This window comes from Streptomyces sp. NBC_00210 (assembly GCF_045160975.1).
In the GTDB taxonomy this organism is placed as follows: Bacteria; Actinomycetota; Actinomycetes; order Streptomycetales; family Streptomycetaceae; genus Streptomyces.
The window spans coordinates 1,527,808-1,545,771 of the sequence record NZ_CP108120.1 but is presented as its reverse complement, the minus strand read 5'-3'; the positions used below and the strand labels follow the sequence as shown (position 1 = coordinate 1,545,771).

The following is a 17,964-nucleotide window of genomic DNA, read 5'->3' as shown; positions in this document are numbered from 1 at the left end:
GGCCTCAGCCGAGCCCCATCAGCCACAGCACACCGCGAGGTGCACAGCCATGCCCATCGACCCCTTCGCAGCACTCAACGCCATGCTCCGCGCAGAAGCAGCACGTTCCACGGAGCCGGAGGATCCGTCCCGCAGCGTCGAGACCGACCCCGACGCCGTCCCACCGGCAGCCGGCGACCATCGTCGAGCGGCCGACGACGGGGCAGCCTGAGCTCCGCCCCCGGGCAGGGGGTGACCTGCCCGCAACCCCCGTGCCGCCGACCCGTTTTGGATCGCCGGGCGATCATCAATACCATCCAGCGATGATCACAAGAAAACGGCTGGCGGCCGGGGTGTGCGGCCTGCTCGCCGCCCTGGCTGCCGGGCTCTTCCCGGCAGGCGCCGCCGCCGACGAACCGGTGGCCAAGGCATCCCCCAAGGTCGAGTTGGTGCTCGACGTCAGCGGCTCCATGCGGGCCCGCGACATCGACGGCCAGAGCCGCATGGCGGCTGCGAAGCAGGCGTTCAACGAGGTACTGGACGCGGTTCCGCAAGAAGTGCAGCTCGGCATACGCACGCTCGGGGCCGACTACCCGGGCAAGGACAAGAAGCTCGGGTGCAAGGACACCAAGCAGCTCTACCCCGTCGGACCGCTCGACCGGACCGAGGCGAAGACCGCTGTGGCGACCCTCGCCCCCACCGGCTGGACGCCGATCGGGCCCGCGCTGCTCGGCGCCGCCGACGACCTCGAAGGCGGCGACGCGACCCGGCGGATCGTGCTCATCACGGACGGCGAGGACACCTGTGCCCCGCTCGACCCGTGCGTAGTGGCACGCGACATCGCCGCCAAGGGGATTCACCTCGTCATCGACACACTGGGCCTGGTCCCGGACGCCAAGACCCGTGACCAGCTCAGCTGTATCGCCGAGGCGACCGGCGGCACCTACACCTCGGTGCAGCACACCGACGAACTCTCCGACCGGGTCAGCCAGTTGGTGGACCGCGCCGCCGAACCGGTCGTCACGCCGGTGGCGACCGAGGGCGCGAAGGAGTGCGCGAAGGCCCCGCAGCTGAAGCCGGGCCTCTACAGCGACCGCGAGACGTTCGGCCGGCACCGCTGGTATCGCGTCGACGTCCTGCCCGGGCAGGAGCTGCGCGCCTCCGTCAGCGTCGCCGCCGACCGGGCCGTCAACAAGGACTACGGCGTACTGCTGCGGGCCGTGACCGTGCACGGCAGGGAAATCGTCCGCGGCTCGGAGGCCGGCAACGGGCGCACCGATGTGATCTCCGCCGGGCTGCGCTATCCCAAGGCTCAGCTCGACGACGCCGACGAGGTCAAACCCGCCGCGGAGACCGTCTGTCTGCAGGTCAGCAACTCCTTCTCGGCGCCTGTGTCCGTGAAGACCGAGCCCGGGCTGCCCGTTGAGCTGACCGTCGACCTGGTGGACGCGCCCGACGAGGCCTCGGACGTCGCCTCCTTCGGCCTCGGCCGCGGCTGGTGGCTGCTGGCCGCCCTCGTGCTCACCGGTCTGGTGGCCGGGCTGCTGTGGGGCTGGATCTCGCGCTGGCGTATCGCCGTCTGGAGGACCAACTGATGCGTACCGCACGCGCACTGACGACCACTCTGCTGGCTGCCACCGCCCTGTTCTCCGCCGCGGGCGCCGCCGCGGCGGACGACCCGTCGCCGACCCCGAGCAAGAGCGCGGCCGCGCCGACCAAGGCGGGCACCGGCTTCCGTGACGCCACCGCGATCGAGCAGGGCCAGAAGGCGACAGCCACCGCATCCGCCGGTGACTACCTGTACTGGGTCTTCCCCGCCGACGCCGGGCAGCGGGCCACGGTGAAGGCCAAGGTCACCCTGCCCGAGTCCGCCGACCGACACGGCGGATCCACCTGGCAGCTCGATGTGTACGACGGGCTGCGCCGACGCCAGTCCTGCATGTACGGCATGCAGACCAGGGGCGCGGCCAAGGACGCGGCGACGGTCGAGCTGTCCTGCACGCTCCGTACGGTGCGTTCCTGGGCGGAGCCGTGGGACAACGACCCGCTGCCCGGCAGCTACTACGTACGCCTGACGGTCACCGACCTTCCCGAGGAGGACCTCGGTCTGCCGGTGCGCGCCGAGGTCGAGGCCACGTCGGCCGACTCGGGCGGCGCGCACGCGGGCGACGGATCGCTCGCCGCCCCGCTGGTGGCCGGTGCCACGACGAAGGACGAGGAGGGGAGCGCGCCGAAGCAGGCGGCCGCCCTCAGTGAGCCGAACGGCGGCTGGGCGTCCGGCTGGTGGTCCGACCGCTGGATCTGGACCGTGGCCGGGGGTCTGCTCGGGGCGCTCGCGGCCATCGCGGGCTACTCGATCACTCGCGGCTCCGGCCGCCCCGGGCGCGTACCGCCGGCTGCCTGAAAGCCCGACGGTGGCCACGGCGGCGTTCGCCGTGGCCACCGGTCCCCGTTCAGGTGATGCTGCCGAGGGAACTCCTGCGGCTTCTGGTGCGCGCGGACGGGCAGCCGGCTTGCCGGCCCTTCGTCGAGGGGCCGTTCATCCAGACGGACCACGCCGAAGCCGGTCCGGGATGGAAGACGAACCGAGGATCGCGCCCGGGTTGCAGCCGAAGGTCATCGGCGGGGCCGATGAGGTGGAACGCAAGCCTGCGGCCGCATGGGAACACCTCCCGTACCTCGTCGAAAGTCAGCTCCCAGTCGTCGGTGAGCGTGCTGACATCCACGAAGAACGCGGTGAACCCCTCGGCCTCGCGCAGCAGCAAAGCCTGCGCGAGCGCCGGAGCGGTGGTCCTGGAGAGCCTGCCGCTCACGGCGATCCACACCTGTGGCCCGTCCACCGCAAGTACACGTACCCGTACGGTCGCTCGCACCTGTGCCCCCACAGCCGGGTCCGGCACACCGCTGTCCGGAGTGCCGCCACACGGCTGTTATTCGGTGCCCGTACCGCAGGGGATTGCTCAGGACCGGGCTTTTGTGCCGCCGATCGAACAGTCGGTGAGCAGGGCGCCGGGACCGGCCTCCGCCGGGCGGGGCAGGGTGTGACTGGGCGGAGGCTCGCTGCCCCGGCCGATCCACGCCTCCAGCGCCGTGAACGCGGAGCGGTGGCAGGGAGTCAACGGCCGCAGCCGGTCCGGGAAGGCGTCGTACAGCGAGTCGACATGGGTGCCCCCGTCGACGCGGTAGTAACGGAACAGCCCGCCGCGGCCCGCGTCGCGCACCATCCGGGCGTACACATCGGAGTCCTGCGCGATGGGCAGCAGCACATCGAGGGTGCCGTGCAGGGTGATCAGCGGCTTGCCGATCCGGCCGGTCAGCCCGATCGATGCGACGGCACGGTGCACCTGCCGCGGCCGGGACGCGTAGTCGTAGTCCGCGTCGCAGGCGGGTGTGCCCGGTGCGCAGTACGGGGTCCCTGCCTCGGCCGGCCCGTCGTAGGCCGGGTCCAGCTCCTCCCGGTAGATCCGCTGTGTCAGATCCCAGTAGTACTGATGGTGGAAGGGCCACAGGAACTCCGACCCCGCCGGATAACCAGCGGCGAGCATCGCCCGGTGCGCCTCGTCCGCGCCGGGTCCGCCGGCGGCGTAGACCGGGTAGTGACGCAGCGCGGGCGGCAGGAAGGTGAGCAGATTCGGCCCGCTCGCGCGCCAGAGTGTGCCTTCCCAGTCCACGCCGCCGTCATAGAGCTCGGGGTGGTTCTCCAGCTGCCAGCGCACCAGATAGCCGCCGTTGGACATGCCGGTGGCGAGGGTGCGGGTCGGCGGGCGGTGGTAGCGCTGGGCGACGACCGCACGGGCGGCCCTCGTCAACTCGGTCACCCGGTCGTTCCATTCGGCGATCGCCTCGCCGGGCGCGGCGCCGTCGCGGTAGAAGCCCGCGCCGGTGTTCCCCTTGTCGGTGGCGGCGAACGCATAGCCGCGGGAGAGGACCCAGTCACCGATGGCGCGGTCGTTGGCGTACTGCTCGCGCACCCCGGGGGAGCCCGCGACGACGAGTCCGCCGTTCCAGCGGTCGGGCAGCCTGACGACGAACTGCGCGTCGTGCTTCCACCCGTGGTTGGTGTTGGCGGTGGACGTGTCGGGGAAGTAGCCGTCGATCTGGATGCCGGGCACGCCACTGGGCATGGCAAGGCCGGCCGGGGTGAGCCCGGCCCAGTCCGCCTGATCGGTGTGGCCGGAGGCGACCGTCCCGGCCGTTGTCAACTCGCCGAGGCAGGAGATGACTTGACGCTCGGCGCCGGGCACGTGCAGTCGGTCGGTCCGGTGGCAGTGCCCGGTCCGGGCGGCCGCGACCGCTCCGGTGACCTTGGACCCGGTGCCGGAGGAAGCGGTCGCCGACCCGTCAAGACCGAAGAAGCCGGTGATCCAGTAGCTGGAGCAGATCGAGGCGATGAAGTTCGCGGTGCCGGTCTGTCCGCACTGCTCGGACCCGCTGCCGGGATCAACCGGCGTGCCATGTCCGATCGCGGGCACCCGGTCGACCTCGACGACGACCCTGCCGTCCGCCGCCAGATACTGCTCCCTGCGCGTCTGGTTGGGTCCGATCGTGGACGTACGGTCCGGACTCTGGTCCACCCCGTGCACCGCGGTCCACTGGTCCCGCAGCTCGTCGGCGTTCCTCGGGACGACCTTCGAATCCTTGTCGCCGTGCCAGATCGCCATCCGCGGCCAGGGCCCCGAGTACCCCGGATAGGCATCGCGCACGCGCTGCGCCCACACCGCGGGCGCCCGGTCCACCCCGGGGTCCATACAGACGAAGGGCCCGGTGTCCTTGGTGCAGTCGTACGGCAGCCCGGCGATCACTGCGCCCGCCTCGAACACGTCCGGGTAGGCCGCGAGCATCACCGAGGTCATCCCTCCCCCGGCCGAGAGCCCCGTGACGTACGTACGCGCCGCATCGGCGCCGTACGCACTCTCCGCATGAGCGACCATCTGCCGGATCGACGCGGCCTCGCCCTGGCCGCGCCGGTTGTCGATCGGCTGGAACCAGTTGAAGCATGTGCTGAAGTTGTTCGCGGACGTCGTCTCTGCGAAGACCAGCAGAAAGCCGTGCCGGTCGGCGAAGGTGGTCAGCCCGGAGTTGTCGGCGTAGACCTGGGCGCTTTGTGTGCAGCCGTGCAGTGCGACGACGACCGCAGGATGCGCGGGCAGGCTCGCCGGCCGGTACACGTACATGTTCAGAGCGCCGGGATTGGCACCGAAGTCGCTCACTCGTTCCAGCGGCACGGTGGCCGCGTGCGGCGCGGGTGTATCCACTGCGGCCGCGTGCGCGGCGGGCGTGTCCAGTGCGGCCGCGTGCGCGGCGGGCGCGGTGGCGAGCCACAAGGTGGCAAGGAGCAGGGCGAGTAAGGAACCGAGGATCCTGACCGGACGGGGCAGGTATGGGGGCAACGGCATCAAGGACCTCCCGCAGGCGTACCGAGGTGCCGATCACGCTAGAAACGATCTCGCGCCCCGGAAATGGTGACGCCACCCATAGCGTTGCCCGCCGACTGCGGCGCACACCCCGTTGCCTGAGCGCCGTCCGCCTGCTACGAGCGGCCCTGGGTACCGCCCGCGCGGGGCAACCCCGCTGGCGTGCGCATTCCGATGGGTAGTGGTGCACTGGACATGTAGGAATCAGACCTCATCCAACGAATATTTCTCGCTCGCAGGAGCGGTTCCGCCAGCCTCGCGTGTCGATGAAGAGCGATCGCTGCGACGGCACGGACTGTCATTGCCTAGTTGGGGTCCTCGGCGCGTTCCTTGCGAGTAACCGAATCCACTGGATTGGGAGGTGCTTCATGTCTGGTCACGCCGGCAAGATTCGTAACATCTTCCTCGTTGGGCTGATTTGGCCGCTGATCACGCTGGGCATCTACCACCTCGTCTGGTACTACAAGGTGAATCGCGAGGCCCGGGATTTTGATCCGCGAATCGAAGTCAACCCAGTACTGTCCGTGCTGGCAATAACCGTTGGCTGGGTGGTGATCGTTCCCCCCTTCGTTTCGGTCTACAACACTGGTCAGCGCATTGCCCGAATGCAGAAGTCGGCGGGGATGCAGCCCACCTGCAACCCCTGGATCGGAATCGTCCTCTTGATTTTTATTGTTTTGTACCCGCTGTACTACCAGCACGAGCTGAACCAGATCTGGACCCATTACCAGAACCCGGTTGAGGGTGAGCAGGTACCTCTCGCGGTCTGACGGGTAAACGGGTAATTGGGCACGGCTCCGGAGAGCGATTCAGCCGATGGTCAGGGTCGACCGGCAGCAGCTGACAGCCCCTGGCAGTACTTGACCGTCGCCGGGTCCGCCCGGTCCGCCGGGCCGCCGTCCGTCTCCGGCGGCAGGGGATACGCGGCGACCTCGTCGTACAGCTCCCGCAGCGGCTTGGAGCGGGCGAGCGCGATCTGGCGCTCCATCTGGGCCAGCAGATGGCCGCGCCACTCCCGCAGATTGCGGATCCGTGCGGACAGTCCCTCCGGGTGGAGCGTGATCCGCATGGCGTTCAGCGGCGGCGTGAGCAGGCGCTCCGGCAGGCCCTCCAGCAGCATCGCGATGCCCCGGTTCGCAGCGACCACCGTGTACACGCCGTCGACGACAATGGCCGGAAACAGCTCGTACCCCTGGAGCAGTCGCTCGATCCCCTCGCGCAGCGCCCCCATCGCGGGGTCGTCGAGCGAGGTCTCGGCGTACCGAGGCGCGTAACCGGCCGCCAGCAGCAAGGCGTTGCGCTCCCGTACGGGGATCTCCAGGTGCTCCGCCAGGCGCAGGATCATCGCTTCGCTCGGGCGGGAGCGTCCCGTCTCTATGAAGCTGATGTGACGGGCCGAGGAGTCCGCGCGAAGGGCCAGTTCCAGCTTGCTGACCCCGCGCCGCTCGCGCCAGCCGCGCAACAGTGGTCCTACTCCCGTGCCGGACGCGACAGTTGTCATCCGCCGACCGTAATACGACATGGCGGCGCCGCGGCGGCAAAGAAGGTGCCCCGGCTGGACGGGGGTTCCGGCCGGGGCGGCACGTGGGGCGCGCCCGTGGCGCTCATCCACATGTGGGTGAAAGGTAAACCATTGGAGTTCGTTCTGTGTAGCCCCTGTGACTCTTGTGGCGTGAGTTATGCGTTTTCGCTACTGACCGGCGCCCCGCGGCACCACCGTCGCCAGCACGGCAGGCAGCGGATACCAGTCGGCCGAGACCACGCTCGCACTGCGGCCCGCCAACAGCGCGACGCGGTCCCGGGCCTGAGTCTCCGTCGGGTTCGTACCGTCGATCGCGGGCGCGACACCCGCCGCGTCGGTCATGACGACGAGGTAGCGGTTCCGGTCGTACCAGGACGTGTCGATGGAGCCGCCCGCGTAGGCGGAGGCATCACCGTCGAACAGGACGAACCACGGGCGAATACCGGCGTCGGCATACCGGGTGCGGGGGTCACCCGCCGAAGCGCCGAGGACCGCGGGGAACGCGCCCGCCTCGCGCAGCCGGCCCGCCGCCGCGAGATCACGCAGATACGTGGCGTATTCCCGGTCGGTCCACAGCGTGTCGAACGGGTTGCCCGTCTCGACCGTGCCCGGGATGAGCTCGATCACGAACTTGCCCGCGAGCGCCGAACGCGCGGGCCAGCCGTTCGTCCGTGTGGCCGTGTCGAGGTTCGGTTGCCCGCCCGCCAGGTCCGCCGGACGGTACAGCGCGTCGCCGAGCCTGGCCGAGAGCAGGGCGTCCAGCGCGGCGGGACCGCGTCCGTTCTTGCCCTGGAAGCCGTCCTTCATCTCGACCTTGATGAGGATGGGCCGGTGGCCGGGGTGGGCGTCGTGCCAGGCTCTCATGTCCGCGAGGCAGCCGCCGAGATCCTGGTTGCGGGACTTGGTGCGCAGCTCGGCGGGGTTCGCGGCGTTCTCGCAGTTGTTGTCGTTGCCGACGGGGTTGCTGTGCGACACCCGCCACGACCGGCCGAACACATTCGTCCAGACGTCGAGTTCGAGCATCCCCGCGCCGGAGTCGAGAGCGTCGGCGAAGTAGCTGTACTTCCCCTTCTCGTAGGCGTTGTGGACGCCCACCCAGGTGGCCGAGGAGTAGGGCAGCTGCCCGGGGTCCGCCGAACCGGGCGCGGCGGCCTGTGCCGGAGTGAGTGCGGCGGCGAGCAGTCCGGCCGCGACTGCTGTGGTCGCGGCAGCACGCGAGAACTTCCCCATGGGTCCCCTGTCTTTACGTCGTGTCTATCAAGTCGACGGAAGGTTAGGGGAGTTGTGTGAACCGTGGGGAGACTGTACCCGGCCGTTACAGATGCTTCGCCGTTACGGAGGCTTCGGGGCGTGAGCCGTGATCGAGGAACTCGTCCAGGATGCCGGGGGCCGTCACGGCGGCGAACGCGGGCGCCCGGTCCGCCGGGAAGTCCCGTATGTGGTAGCCGTGTTCGCCCGCTGCCACCGCCGCCGTGATCGTCACGAGCCCGGCCCGGCGGGCGAAGGGCGAGCTGGAGAAGGTCCAGGCGGCGATCGCGTCCCGCTCCAGGGCGAGGGTGTCGCGGCTGAACGTCCCGGCGCGGACAAGGAGATGCGGGCCGTGCAGCGCATGGCCGAGACTGCGGTACGCGTCCCGGGCCAGCAGCCACACCGCAGGCGTCGCCACCAGCGCGAAGATCCACGCGCAGTGCAGCAGTACGGATGTCAGCAGCGCGCCGGGAATCAGCAGCGCAGCGGTCACCGGGAGGACGAAGAGAAGCATCCCGCGCATCATCCGGCGCCGTAGGGCGACGCGGGGATGTCGTTCCAACTCGACCGATACAAGGGGTAGTCGGGGCGTACGCAGCGCACCTGCGGCGACGCGCAGTGCCTCGTCGCGCGGAGCGGGCGGGAGCAGGACGCTGCGTGCGCGGGCCTCCTCCCGGTTCCCGAGCCCGCCGGCGACCGCGGCGGCGCTCGCCCCGCCACCGGCGCGCAGCAGCAGCGGCTCACGGAGCAGGACTCCGCGCAGCCGGGCGCGTTCGATGCTGACCGAGCGCGTGGTCAGCAGCCCGCGGCGTACGGTCAGCGTGCGCGCGTCGGTCCATGCGGCCGAGAAACCCCACCAGTTCTCGACGTACGTCGCGAGGGCGCCGACGGAGCCGAGGGCGATCACGGCGACGAGGGCCGCGGGGACCGTCAGCCACAGCACGCTGTTGCCGAACTGCCTGAACGCGTTCTGGACGAAGCCCACCCGCCACAGCTCCACGCCGACGCCGTCGAGGATCCGGTAGACGGTGCCGGCGACGACGCCCACGCCGCCGATCACCCAGAAGGTGAGCGGCGCGTAGCGCAGCCAGCGCCAGTCGATCCGGCTGAGCACCGGGTCGTCGGCGAGCGCGCGGCTGTCGGCACGCGCGAGCAGCGCGCCGCTCAGCCGGTGCGCGTCGCGGACCGGCACCGCGTTCAGGGCGATCTCGCCCCGGCCGTCGCCGCTTGTGGTGGTGCCCGCCCTGACGACCGTGAGGCCGAGCAGCCGGTGCAGTGGCGTGGCGGTCAGATCGACGCTGCGGATGCGGTGCAGCGGGACGGTGCGCAGGCGCGTGGTCAGCACTCCGCTGCGGATGGCCAAGGAGTCGGCGGTGACCTGGTAGTGCGTACGGGACCAGCGGATCAGGCCGATGGCGGTGACGACTGCAAAGGAGAGCGCGAGGGCGGCGAGGGTGATCCAGCCGCTTGCGGGTATCCGCCCGCCGGTGGCCAGGGCGGTCAGAGCGAGCGAGCCGAGAGGCGGGGCCAGCCAGCCGCAGTGCACGAGCAGCGTGCGCGGATCGGGCCGGTGCCAGGGCATGGACGCCGGTGCGTTGTTCACGCGGCATCCCCCGGCACTGCCTGGGCTGCCTCGCCGATACGCCGCGACAGCTCCTCGGCATCCGCGTCCGACAACCCGGCGATCTTGATGTCGCCCGCGGTGGACGCGGTGGTGACGGTGAGCGTTGCAAGCCCGTACCGCCGCTGTACGGGGCCGCGCACCGTGTCGACGGTCTGCACCCGTGACAGTGGCGCGATCCTGCGCTTCTGCCAGAGCCAGCCGCCCGCCGCGTAGACGGAGTGGGTGCCGAGCTCCCAGGCGTGCACGGTGTATCGGCGGCGCGGCATGAGGGTCAGATAGCCGAGCGCCGGCAGTACGAGAGTGACGAGGAGCAGGGGACCGAGCCAGGGGAGCGCTCCGGCGAAGAACAGCGCGGAGAGCAGGGCGAGGGTGAACGCCGTAAGGAGCATCGGTCCGCTCACGACTATGAGCGCTTGGACGGTCCACCAGCGCCGGGCTCGGGGGTCGACCTGGTGCCGGGGCGGCCGCAGGCGGGGGGCGGCGTGGAGGGACATGTCGGCAGTCACCCTTTCCAAGTCAACTGTATTGGATGGCGATACGTTACAACGGTACAAGTGACTTGTAAAAGAAAGGCGGTTGCCGGTGCCGAAGAAGGTCGACCACGAGGCCAGACGCCTGGAGATCTCCGAGGCGCTCTGGAGGATCGCGAGCACGCGGGGGCTCGACGGGGTGAGCCTGCGGGACGTCGCCGCGGAGGCGGACATCTCGCTGGGCAGGCTGCAGCACTACTTCCGTACGAAGGACGAGATGCTGCTCTTCGCCCTGCGGCACATCAACGTCCTGGCGGACCGGCGGATCCGGGAGCGAGTGTCGGCGGTGGCGGCGGACCTGGGCGGCGAACCGCCACCGCGGACGGTGCTGCGCGAATGCCTGGCGGGGATGCTGCCGCTGGACGAGAAGAGCCGGGTGGGGGCGTTGGTGGGCGCGGCGTATTTCGCACGCGCGGTCCACGACGACCGGCTGCGCGCGGAGGCGCAGGAGGGGATCCCGAAGCTGGCGGAGTTCTTCGCGGGGCTGTTGAGGGAGGCGATGGAGCGGGGGGAGGTGGTGGCGGGCCGGGATGCGGATGACGAGGCGATGCGGCTGATCAGCCTGGTGGACGGGTTGACGGCGTACACGCTGCTGGGGGTGCAGGGGGCGGAGCGGGCACTGGGGCTGCTGGACGGGTATCTGGAGGGGCTGTTCGTGGGGTGAAGGGCGCCGCGCCCTCGTGGGGCGCATTCGCAGGGACCTAGGGTTCCCGGCAACGGCCGCACCGTGGGTGCGGTGGCTCGGCCGGGTTCCGGCGCCGCGAAGCCGGCGCTTCAGGGCCGGGGGGCAGCTCCCGAACTCCCTACGGGGTCCGGGGCGGAGCCTCGGTTTCGGGATGGGGGTACTCCCCCTGGCTGCGCCGGGGGCACCCCCACCCAGGCGAAGCTCTGGGGGAGGGCGGGTAGGGGAAGCTCCCCGGCCGAGCCACGGCACCCCACGCCCGACGGACCCGCGCAACACGACCCGCGGACCCCCACGCAACGTGACCTGCGGACCCTCGCCCCCCGCACCCGACGCGCCCCCATGCAACGCGACCCCATGCAACGCGACCCGCGGACCCCCGTACCCCGCAGGCCGCCCGCAACGCGACCCGCGGACCCTCGCACCCCCCACGCAACCCGCACCGCACCGCGTACCCCGCGTGCGCCCCCCGCCCCCGCGAGGCACCATGGCCCCATGCTTCTGGCCCGGCTCGCCGGCACGTCACGAGACGTCGCCGCTACCTCCGCCCGCTCGCGGAAGATCGCCGCGCTCGCCGACCTCTTCGTCGGCACCCGCCCCGAGGACGTCGCCCTCGTCATCGCCTATCTCGCCGGCCGCCTCCCCCAAGGCCGCATCGGCATCGGCTGGAGCGTCCTCAAAGAGCCCACCCCTCCCGCGGCCACCCCCACCCTCACCGTCTCCGCCACCGACACCGCGCTCACCGCGCTCGCCGACGTCACGGGCCCCGGCTCCCAGGGCGAGCGCAAGCGCCTCGTCCACGACCTCATGGCCTCCGCCACGGCCGATGAGCAGGAGTTCCTCAGGCGGCTGCTGATAGGCGAAGTACGCCAGGGCGCGCTCGACGCGATCGCCCTGGAGGCCGTCGCGAAAGCCGCCGGCGCACCCGCCACAGACGTACGCCGTGCCGTCATGCTCGAGGGCTCGCTGCCCCGCGTCGCCCGCGCCCTGCTCGCCGAAGGACCCTCCGCCCTCCAGCAGTTCCAACTCCGCGTCGGCACCCCCGTACTGCCCATGCTCGCCCACACCGCGAAGACGGTCACCGAAGCGGCCCATGCCCTCGACGCCCCCTGCGCGGTCGAGGAGAAACTGGACGGCATCCGCATCCAGCTGCACCGCCGCGGCGACGACATCCGGATCTACACCCGGTCCCTGGACGACATCACCGACCGCCTCCCCGAAGTCACCGACGTGGCACGGCAGATGACGGGCGACCAGTTCATCCTGGACGGCGAGGTGATCGCCCTGGACCCGGCCGGGCGCCCCGTGTCCTTCCAGGACATCGCCTCCCGCGTCGGCTCACGCGTCGACGTGGACGCCGCCCGGGCCACGCTGCCTCTCTCGCCCGTCTTCTTCGATGTGCTCGCCGCCGACGGGGAGCCAACCCTCGACCTCCCCGGCACCGCACGGCACAGCGCCCTCGCCCGCCTCGTACCCGAGCCGATGCGTGTGCGCCGTACGCTCATCGAGGACCCGGCGGACGCCCAGCAGACCGCCGCCGCCGAGGAGTTCTTCACCGCAACCCTGCGCCGCGGCCACGAGGGCGTCCTCGTCAAAGCGCTCGACGCGCCCTACGTCGCGGGCCGCCGCGGCCGCTCCTGGCTCAAGGTCAAGCCCGTCCACACCCTGGACCTCGTCGTCCTGGCCGCCGAATGGGGCCACGGCAGACGCACCGGGCTCCTCTCCAACCTCCACCTCGGCGCACGGGCCGCCGACGGTACGTACGTCATGCTCGGCAAGACCTTCAAAGGCCTCACCGACGAGATGCTGCGCTGGCAGACGGAGCGGCTGCGTGAACTGGCAACCGGGGACGACGGGTTCACGGTGACGGTCCGCCCCGAACTCGTCGTCGAGATCGCGTACGACGGAGTGCAGCGCTCCCCGCGCTACCCGGCCGGCGTCACACTGCGCTTCGCGCGAGTGCTGCGCCACCGCCCCGACAAGCCCGCCGAGCAGGCCGACACCATCGAGCAGGTCCTGGATTCCCGCGGCTGACCCCGGCTCAGCGCAGCCCCAGCACCTTCTCGGTGAAGGCCGTGAGATTGTCGACCGTGCGGGCGATACGCTCGTCGAGGCCGAGCGTCTCCTCGTGCAGTCCGCCGCGCAGCTTGGGCTGCTTCCGGCCGCGGATGTACAGCGAGCAGGCGAGATCCGCACAGAGGTACGTACCCACGGTGTTCCCCTCCCGCCCAGCGGCCCCGGCCAGCGGGGCGGCGAACAGGGTCACCCCGGACGAGGCATGCCCCGTGAAGCAGGCCTGGCACATGCTGGACTTGACGGCACTGGTCCGTCCGGCGGAAGGCACCCGCAGGGTCACGCCCACCGGACGGCCCTCCCGGGGCAACACAAAATGCGCGCGCAGCGGCGCACCCGGATCGGTCCAGCCGAGAAAGTCGAGGTCGTCCCAGGGGAGCTCGGCGAAGTCGAGGGGCAGTTTCATGCGCGTGGCCTCGCCCTTCGTGCAGTTGACGAAGGATCCGCGTATCTGCTTTTCGGTCAGTGGTTCCACCGATGGAACGTACACAGAGCGCGTTTGCACGGGCATCCCATTTAAGGTGGCCGAAGCCGCCACCGTTTCCTGAGCCGCTTCCTGAGCCGTTTCCTGAAGGGATCCCGGTCATGCCCACAGAGCCGCTGTCGCAGAAGGAGATCGAGGACCGCCTGCGGGAGCTCCCCGGCTGGTCCCTGGAAGGCGACCGGATCGCCCGCACGTACCGCCTCCCCAACCACTTCGCGGCGACCGCGATGGTCGTGCACATCGCCCAGATCCAGGACAAGCTGAACCATCACTCGGATCTGACGCTGGGCTACAACACTGTCGCTGTGTCGGTGAACACCCACGACGCGGGTGGCGCGGTCACCGAGAAGGACTTCGAGCTCGCCCAGCGGGTGGAGGAGATCGCCGCAGGCCACGGCGCGAGCTGAGCCGACGCGTCGGGGACACGGACCCAGGGGCCGGTGTCCGCGACGACGGATCACTGTGGAGGCGCGAGGAACCTTCGGTCACGCGGCGGACGCAGTTGTGGCACGACCTCGATCGTCAACGCCGGCCCAGCCGGGGTCGCGAACCCACGCGCGCCGGCATGGCCAGTTCGGCCCGTAGCGCATCTTCCAGCGCTGAAAGGCCGTCCTCCACGCCCTGGAGCGGCCATTCGTCCGCCGTTGAGCTGCCCCCGAAGGCCACGGGCCGGACCCGGAGCAGGGCACTGTGCACCTCACTCACAGCGGAACGAACCTCGTCGCCGGATATGAGGGACGCCTCGACGATCCACTTGTAAGCGGCCGACCGATTGTCGAGCAGCTTCCCGTCATCCTCGTCCTTCAAGATGGAGGCGAGAGAGTCATGCCAGCCGTAGAGCCTGATCAAGAGGTCCCTGTACAGGCCCTTCTTGTCATCCAGCCAGCGGACCTGTTCTGCATGTGCTCGTTGTTCCTGCTGGATACGTACCTGTCCGCGCTGAGCAAGCCATGCGCCCGCAAAGCCAGTTACAGCCCCCACCGTTGTGCCTGCAAGTCCGACCAGTGCAGCTTCCATGACTGCTTCCTAGCAGAAAACTCGCTCGGCGAGCAGAGAAGGATCAAGGTCGGCCGCCTCGCCCGGCCCGCAGACGGCCCGGCCATGCCCGTTCATAGATTTTTTCCGACCGCCGCCCACGCCGACCTGACCGGAAAAATCCTTTGGCGTCGGCGCGAGGGTACGGGCGGCCGCGGCTCTCGTATCGGTCCGAGCACTGTCGCACGCTGACGATGCGATCAGTGCTGCCGTGGTCAACGCGGCGGTGAAGAGCGGAAGGATTTGCGCATCAAACACTCCAGCGTTCCAGCGCTGACATTGCCGCGAATCCTAGTACCACGGCCGTAGATCGCGCCGGTGACCTGCGGTGACGCTGGAGGCAAGGCAGCCACCGGTTTGGACGCGGCCTGTGATCCGTCGTGAGCGGGGAGTTCCGCTGCGGCGTCCCGGCCTGGTGGCGTGAGCAGGGGGCATCGTGCTGCGCGCTTCAAGATCGGTCGGCATATGCTGTTCGAGGAATCGGACGTGCGGCCTGGATCAAGGCGCACGGCATACCTGCCGAGCCTGGTGCCGGGCGTCGCAAGGACGCCGGCTGCGGGACGGGGTGGTGACCGATGCACCGGGCGAGGCGGTCGGCGAGTACGAAGCTGGGTGCCGTCGCGGCGATGAGTCTGCCGGCGCCCACGGGTCTACCTCCCGACCGAAAACCAACTCATCGGGAGTAAGTCATGGGCCTCATCCACATCGAGATGTTCGCAACCCTCGACCTCGTCGGGCAGTCGCCCGGCGGCCCCGACGAGGACCCGGTGGGGTTCCCGTTCGGCGGCTGGCAGGCGCCCCTGCTGGACGAGGTCGCCGGGGCGCAGGTCGGTGCCGCGTACGAGGGCACGGACGCCCTCCTGCTCGGCCGGCGGACGTATGACATCTTCGCCGCCTACTGGCCGTACCAGGAGGGTGGCGAGGACAACGAGATCGCCACGCTTTTCAACAGCGTCCCGAAGTACGTGGCCTCCCGCGGCAGGCCCGACCTCTCGTGGGCCGGGTCCACGCAGCTCGGCCCGGATCTGGCCGGTGCGGTGCGCGAGATCCGTGACCGGCACGAGCATGTGAAGGTCGTCGGGAGCCTGAACCTGGTGCAGACCCTCCTGCGCGAGAAGCTCTTCGACCGTCTCGACCTCTGGGTGCACCCGATCGTGCTCGGCGTCGGGAAGAAGGTGTTCGACGGTGGCGCGGTGCCCACGAACGTCACACTCCTCGAACCGCCGGTAGCCGGTCCGAAGGGCACCGTGTACCTGCGCTACGGGCTCGCCGATGGCACGCCCGCGACGGGGGACATGAGCGCACCCGATCGTGGTGCCGGGCGCGACGACTGAAGCCCCCCGCGCCAGGTGGGTCCGTGTCATCGGCGGTGAATGGGTGCAGGCCAATGCCGCGCTGCGCGTGGAGTGACGAACGGCGGGGGGCGGGAACCCGGGCCGCCGTGGCCTCCCCGTGCTGCTGCGCCCGGGCGATGTCGCGATCGCGCGCGGACCGGGCATGTACACCACCGCGGATCAGCTCATGCGTGAGCCGATGGCCGTCATCGGCCCCGGCGGCACCTGTCACACCCTGCAGGGCGAACCGCTCGCGGAGTCCATGCACTTGGGCGTACGGAGCTGGGGCAACGACCCGCAGGGCTCGGCCACCATGCTGGTCGGGACGTACCAGATGAAGGGCGAGGTCAGCGGGCGTCTCCTGGACGCGCTGCCCGAGTTGCTCCATCTGCCCGCCGACATCTGGAACTGCCCGCTGATGCCAGTGCTCGACGACGAGATCTCCCGGGACGAGCCGGGCCAGAGCGTCGTCCTCGACCGGGTACTCGACCTGGTGCTGATCGCCGTGGTGCGGGCCTGGTTCTCCCGCCCCGACGCGGCGGCACCCGCCTGGTACGTCGCCATGGGCGACCCGGTGGTGGGCAGGGCGCTGCGGCCGCTGCAGGACGACCCCGCCCATCCCTGGACGGTCGCGTCGCTGGCCGCCGAGTGCGGGGTCTCCAGGGCCGGACTCGCGCGCCGGTTCAACGAGTTGGTGGGGGAGCCCCCGATGGCGTATCTCACCGGCTGGCGGCTCACGCTCGCGGCGGATCTGCTGCGTGACACTGATGCGACGGTCGAGGCGGTGGCCAGGAAGGTCGGCTACAGCGGGTCCTTCGCGCTGAGCGCCGCCTTCAAGCGCGTACGGGGCATCAGCCCGCAGGAACACCGCGCGGGCGGCGTGTTGCCGGAGCCGCAACAACAATCGTCGTGACCGCGCCGCCGCCTGCCGGTACGGAGCAGGGGAGCGGGAATCAGGTGCAGGGCTCCAGCTGCCACCACTGGCCGGGCGAGTCGGTGTCCTCCCACTGCTGCACCCGCGCGCCGTCGTCCTTGCTGCCGTCCGCGACTTCGAGCAGCAGACCGCTGATGAAGCTGACGATCGTGACGGTGCCCGGGGCGTCCAGATGTCTCTCGACGATCCACTCCTGGGCCCCGAAGTTGTTGGGCCGCCACTGCTGGATACGGGCGCCGTTCTCGGTCGACGCGTTCGCGACGTCCAGCCGCTTGCCGCTGGCGGCGTTCACGAAGTGGTAGAGCCCGCTGCCGTTCGGCACGGGGTCGATCTGCCACTGCTGGCCCGGGGTCCCCGTTTCTTTGGCCTGCTGGACAACGGCTCCGCCGCCCTTGGCTCCGCCGTACACCTCCAGGAGCAGCCCGCTGCCGATGTTGCGCACCAGGTAGAGCCCAGGTTTCAGTGGCCCGCTCAATGTCCGTACTCCTTGCTCTGCGGTGTCGCGTCGCGCAGAACGATCGTACGAGAGGGGTCTGACACGCCGCCGGGCCGAATGAGCGCCGGGCCGTATGACCGCCGGGCCGAATGAACGAAGCCCTCGCCGGACGCCTCACGGCTGCGAGGGCTCAGCCCGTGCTCAGTGCACTGTCCAGCGGTGCACTGCCGAGTCAGCGCACCGCGACCTTGAAGACCGGCGAGCGCGTGCCGCCCCCGACGATCCGCAGCTTGTTCTGGCCCTTGAGGCCGAGGTAGACGCGCATCTTGAAGCTCGACCTGTGATTGAGCTGCATGGACGCCGGCAGAGTCACCCATGTGTCGCCCTGCTTCTGCTGGAGCGTCACCGTGGTGCCGGGGGACAGGTGCCTGGCGGCTCCGTAGACACGGAACTGCTCCCATGCCCGGACGCCGCTCACGGTGGCTGTCGCGGTCAACTCGGGTCGTACGGGGTCTGGCCGCGCGCTGTCCTGGCCGGTTGCCGACGTCCGCGCGGGAGGTGTCGGGGACACGACGGCCATTGCTACGCCGACCGACCCGGCCAGCACGGCGGCGGTCGCGACTCCGGCGACGGATGCGCGTCTGAAACGCTCCATTGGGGGCTCTCCTG

The 17,964-nt window shown here is 70.3% G+C and carries 18 protein-coding genes and 2 pseudogenes; 9 read left to right on the top strand and 11 right to left on the bottom strand.

Going from position 1 to position 17,964, the window contains the following annotated elements; translation table 11 throughout:
• The first annotated feature begins 49 nt into the window (after nucleotides 1-49).
• From OG729_RS06975 to OG729_RS06965, 3 genes are all read left to right on the top strand, one after another.
• On the top strand, nucleotides 50-211 hold the full coding sequence (locus OG729_RS06975; protein ID WP_360880652.1) for a hypothetical protein: 162 nt from the start codon (nucleotides 50-52) through the stop codon (nucleotides 209-211).
• Between the two features lie 91 nt (nucleotides 212-302).
• Nucleotides 303-1,574: a VWA domain-containing protein gene (locus OG729_RS06970; RefSeq protein WP_405804958.1), complete on the top strand. Its 1,272-nt coding sequence runs from the start codon at nucleotides 303-305 to the stop codon at nucleotides 1,572-1,574.
• Entirely contained in the window at nucleotides 1,574-2,383 is an 810-nt protein-coding gene (locus tag OG729_RS06965) for a hypothetical protein (protein WP_405804957.1), read from the top strand. The genes OG729_RS06970 and OG729_RS06965 overlap by 1 nt, the downstream gene beginning before the upstream one ends.
• 49 nt (nucleotides 2,384-2,432) lie before the next feature.
• Here the strand turns inward: OG729_RS06965 and OG729_RS06960 are convergent, their stop codons facing one another.
• From OG729_RS06960 to OG729_RS06950, 3 genes and pseudogenes are all read right to left on the bottom strand, one after another.
• On the bottom strand, nucleotides 2,433-2,852 hold the full coding sequence (locus OG729_RS06960; RefSeq protein WP_405804956.1) for a hypothetical protein: 420 nt from the start codon (nucleotides 2,850-2,852) through the stop codon (nucleotides 2,433-2,435).
• Nucleotides 2,853-2,939: 87 nt separating this feature from the next.
• Complete coding sequence (locus tag OG729_RS06955) at nucleotides 2,940-4,370, bottom strand: tannase/feruloyl esterase family alpha/beta hydrolase (protein ID WP_405811077.1); 1,431 nt, start codon at nucleotides 4,368-4,370, stop codon at nucleotides 2,940-2,942.
• A gap of 216 nt (nucleotides 4,371-4,586) precedes the next feature.
• Nucleotides 4,587-5,153, bottom strand: a pseudogene (locus tag OG729_RS06950) (PHB depolymerase family esterase); the annotation flags it as partial.
• A gap of 608 nt (nucleotides 5,154-5,761) precedes the next feature.
• Between OG729_RS06950 and OG729_RS06945 the strand changes: the two are divergent.
• The gene (locus OG729_RS06945; RefSeq protein ID WP_405804955.1) at nucleotides 5,762-6,163 is read left to right on the top strand and encodes a DUF4234 domain-containing protein; all 402 of its coding nucleotides are present in this window, start codon (nucleotides 5,762-5,764) and stop codon (nucleotides 6,161-6,163) included.
• A 50-nt stretch (nucleotides 6,164-6,213) separates the two neighbouring features.
• On the opposite strand, the gene OG729_RS06940 is transcribed toward OG729_RS06945, so the two are convergent.
• The 4 genes from OG729_RS06940 to OG729_RS06925 all read right to left on the bottom strand — a co-directional run bounded on the left by OG729_RS06940 (nucleotide 6,214) and on the right by OG729_RS06925 (nucleotide 10,281).
• Nucleotides 6,214-6,894, bottom strand: a complete 681-nt coding sequence (locus tag OG729_RS06940; RefSeq protein ID WP_405804954.1) for a helix-turn-helix domain-containing protein — start codon at nucleotides 6,892-6,894, stop codon at nucleotides 6,214-6,216.
• A gap of 189 nt (nucleotides 6,895-7,083) precedes the next feature.
• On the bottom strand, nucleotides 7,084-8,145 hold the full coding sequence (locus tag OG729_RS06935) for a phosphatidylinositol-specific phospholipase C domain-containing protein (RefSeq protein ID WP_405804952.1): 1,062 nt from the start codon (nucleotides 8,143-8,145) through the stop codon (nucleotides 7,084-7,086).
• 85 nt (nucleotides 8,146-8,230) lie between these two features.
• Nucleotides 8,231-9,766 (bottom strand): PH domain-containing protein, encoded by a 1,536-nt coding sequence (locus tag OG729_RS06930; RefSeq protein WP_405804951.1) that lies wholly within the window; start codon nucleotides 9,764-9,766, stop codon nucleotides 8,231-8,233.
• Nucleotides 9,763-10,281: a PH domain-containing protein gene (locus tag OG729_RS06925; protein ID WP_405804950.1), complete on the bottom strand. Its 519-nt coding sequence runs from the start codon at nucleotides 10,279-10,281 to the stop codon at nucleotides 9,763-9,765. Before OG729_RS06925 ends, OG729_RS06930 begins: the two co-directional genes overlap by 4 nt.
• Before the next feature lie 88 nt (nucleotides 10,282-10,369).
• Between OG729_RS06925 and OG729_RS06920 the strand changes: the two genes are divergently transcribed.
• Together OG729_RS06920 and OG729_RS06915 are read left to right on the top strand one after the other, a co-directional pair.
• Nucleotides 10,370-10,981, top strand: a complete 612-nt coding sequence (locus tag OG729_RS06920) for a TetR family transcriptional regulator C-terminal domain-containing protein (protein ID WP_360880676.1) — start codon at nucleotides 10,370-10,372, stop codon at nucleotides 10,979-10,981.
• Nucleotides 10,982-11,494: 513 nt separating this feature from the next.
• Entirely contained in the window at nucleotides 11,495-13,033 is a 1,539-nt protein-coding gene (locus OG729_RS06915) for an ATP-dependent DNA ligase (protein WP_405804949.1), read from the top strand.
• A gap of 7 nt (nucleotides 13,034-13,040) precedes the next feature.
• On the opposite strand, the gene OG729_RS06910 is transcribed toward OG729_RS06915, so the two are convergent.
• A complete protein-coding gene (locus tag OG729_RS06910) occupies nucleotides 13,041-13,547 on the bottom strand; it encodes an FBP domain-containing protein (RefSeq protein WP_405804947.1) in 507 nt (168 codons plus the stop codon).
• Nucleotides 13,548-13,657: 110 nt separating this feature from the next.
• On the opposite strand from OG729_RS06910, the gene OG729_RS06905 reads away from it, so the two are divergent.
• Complete coding sequence (locus tag OG729_RS06905) at nucleotides 13,658-13,963, top strand: 4a-hydroxytetrahydrobiopterin dehydratase (RefSeq protein ID WP_360880685.1); 306 nt, start codon at nucleotides 13,658-13,660, stop codon at nucleotides 13,961-13,963.
• Nucleotides 13,964-14,078: 115 nt separating this feature from the next.
• Here OG729_RS06905 and OG729_RS06900 read toward each other — a convergent pair whose 3' ends face one another.
• Complete coding sequence (locus OG729_RS06900) at nucleotides 14,079-14,573, bottom strand: hypothetical protein (protein ID WP_360880688.1); 495 nt, start codon at nucleotides 14,571-14,573, stop codon at nucleotides 14,079-14,081.
• A 707-nt stretch (nucleotides 14,574-15,280) separates the two neighbouring features.
• Here OG729_RS06900 and OG729_RS06895 point away from each other — a divergent pair.
• Nucleotides 15,281-15,925 carry a dihydrofolate reductase family protein gene (locus OG729_RS06895; protein WP_360880691.1) on the top strand — a complete coding sequence of 215 codons (645 nt, stop codon included), beginning with the start codon at nucleotides 15,281-15,283 and terminating at the stop codon, nucleotides 15,923-15,925.
• A 109-nt stretch (nucleotides 15,926-16,034) separates the two neighbouring features.
• A pseudogene (locus OG729_RS06890) lies at nucleotides 16,035-16,838 on the top strand (AraC family transcriptional regulator); the annotation flags it as partial.
• A gap of 40 nt (nucleotides 16,839-16,878) precedes the next feature.
• Here OG729_RS06890 and OG729_RS06885 read toward each other — a convergent pair.
• Nucleotides 16,879-17,334, bottom strand: coding sequence for an RICIN domain-containing protein (locus OG729_RS06885; RefSeq protein ID WP_405804945.1), 456 nt, complete (start codon nucleotides 17,332-17,334; stop codon nucleotides 16,879-16,881).
• A gap of 193 nt (nucleotides 17,335-17,527) precedes the next feature.
• Nucleotides 17,528-17,950 carry a hypothetical protein gene (locus tag OG729_RS06880; RefSeq protein ID WP_360880697.1) on the bottom strand — a complete coding sequence of 141 codons (423 nt, stop codon included), beginning with the start codon at nucleotides 17,948-17,950 and terminating at the stop codon, nucleotides 17,528-17,530.
• Nucleotides 17,951-17,964: the final 14 nt, after the last annotated feature.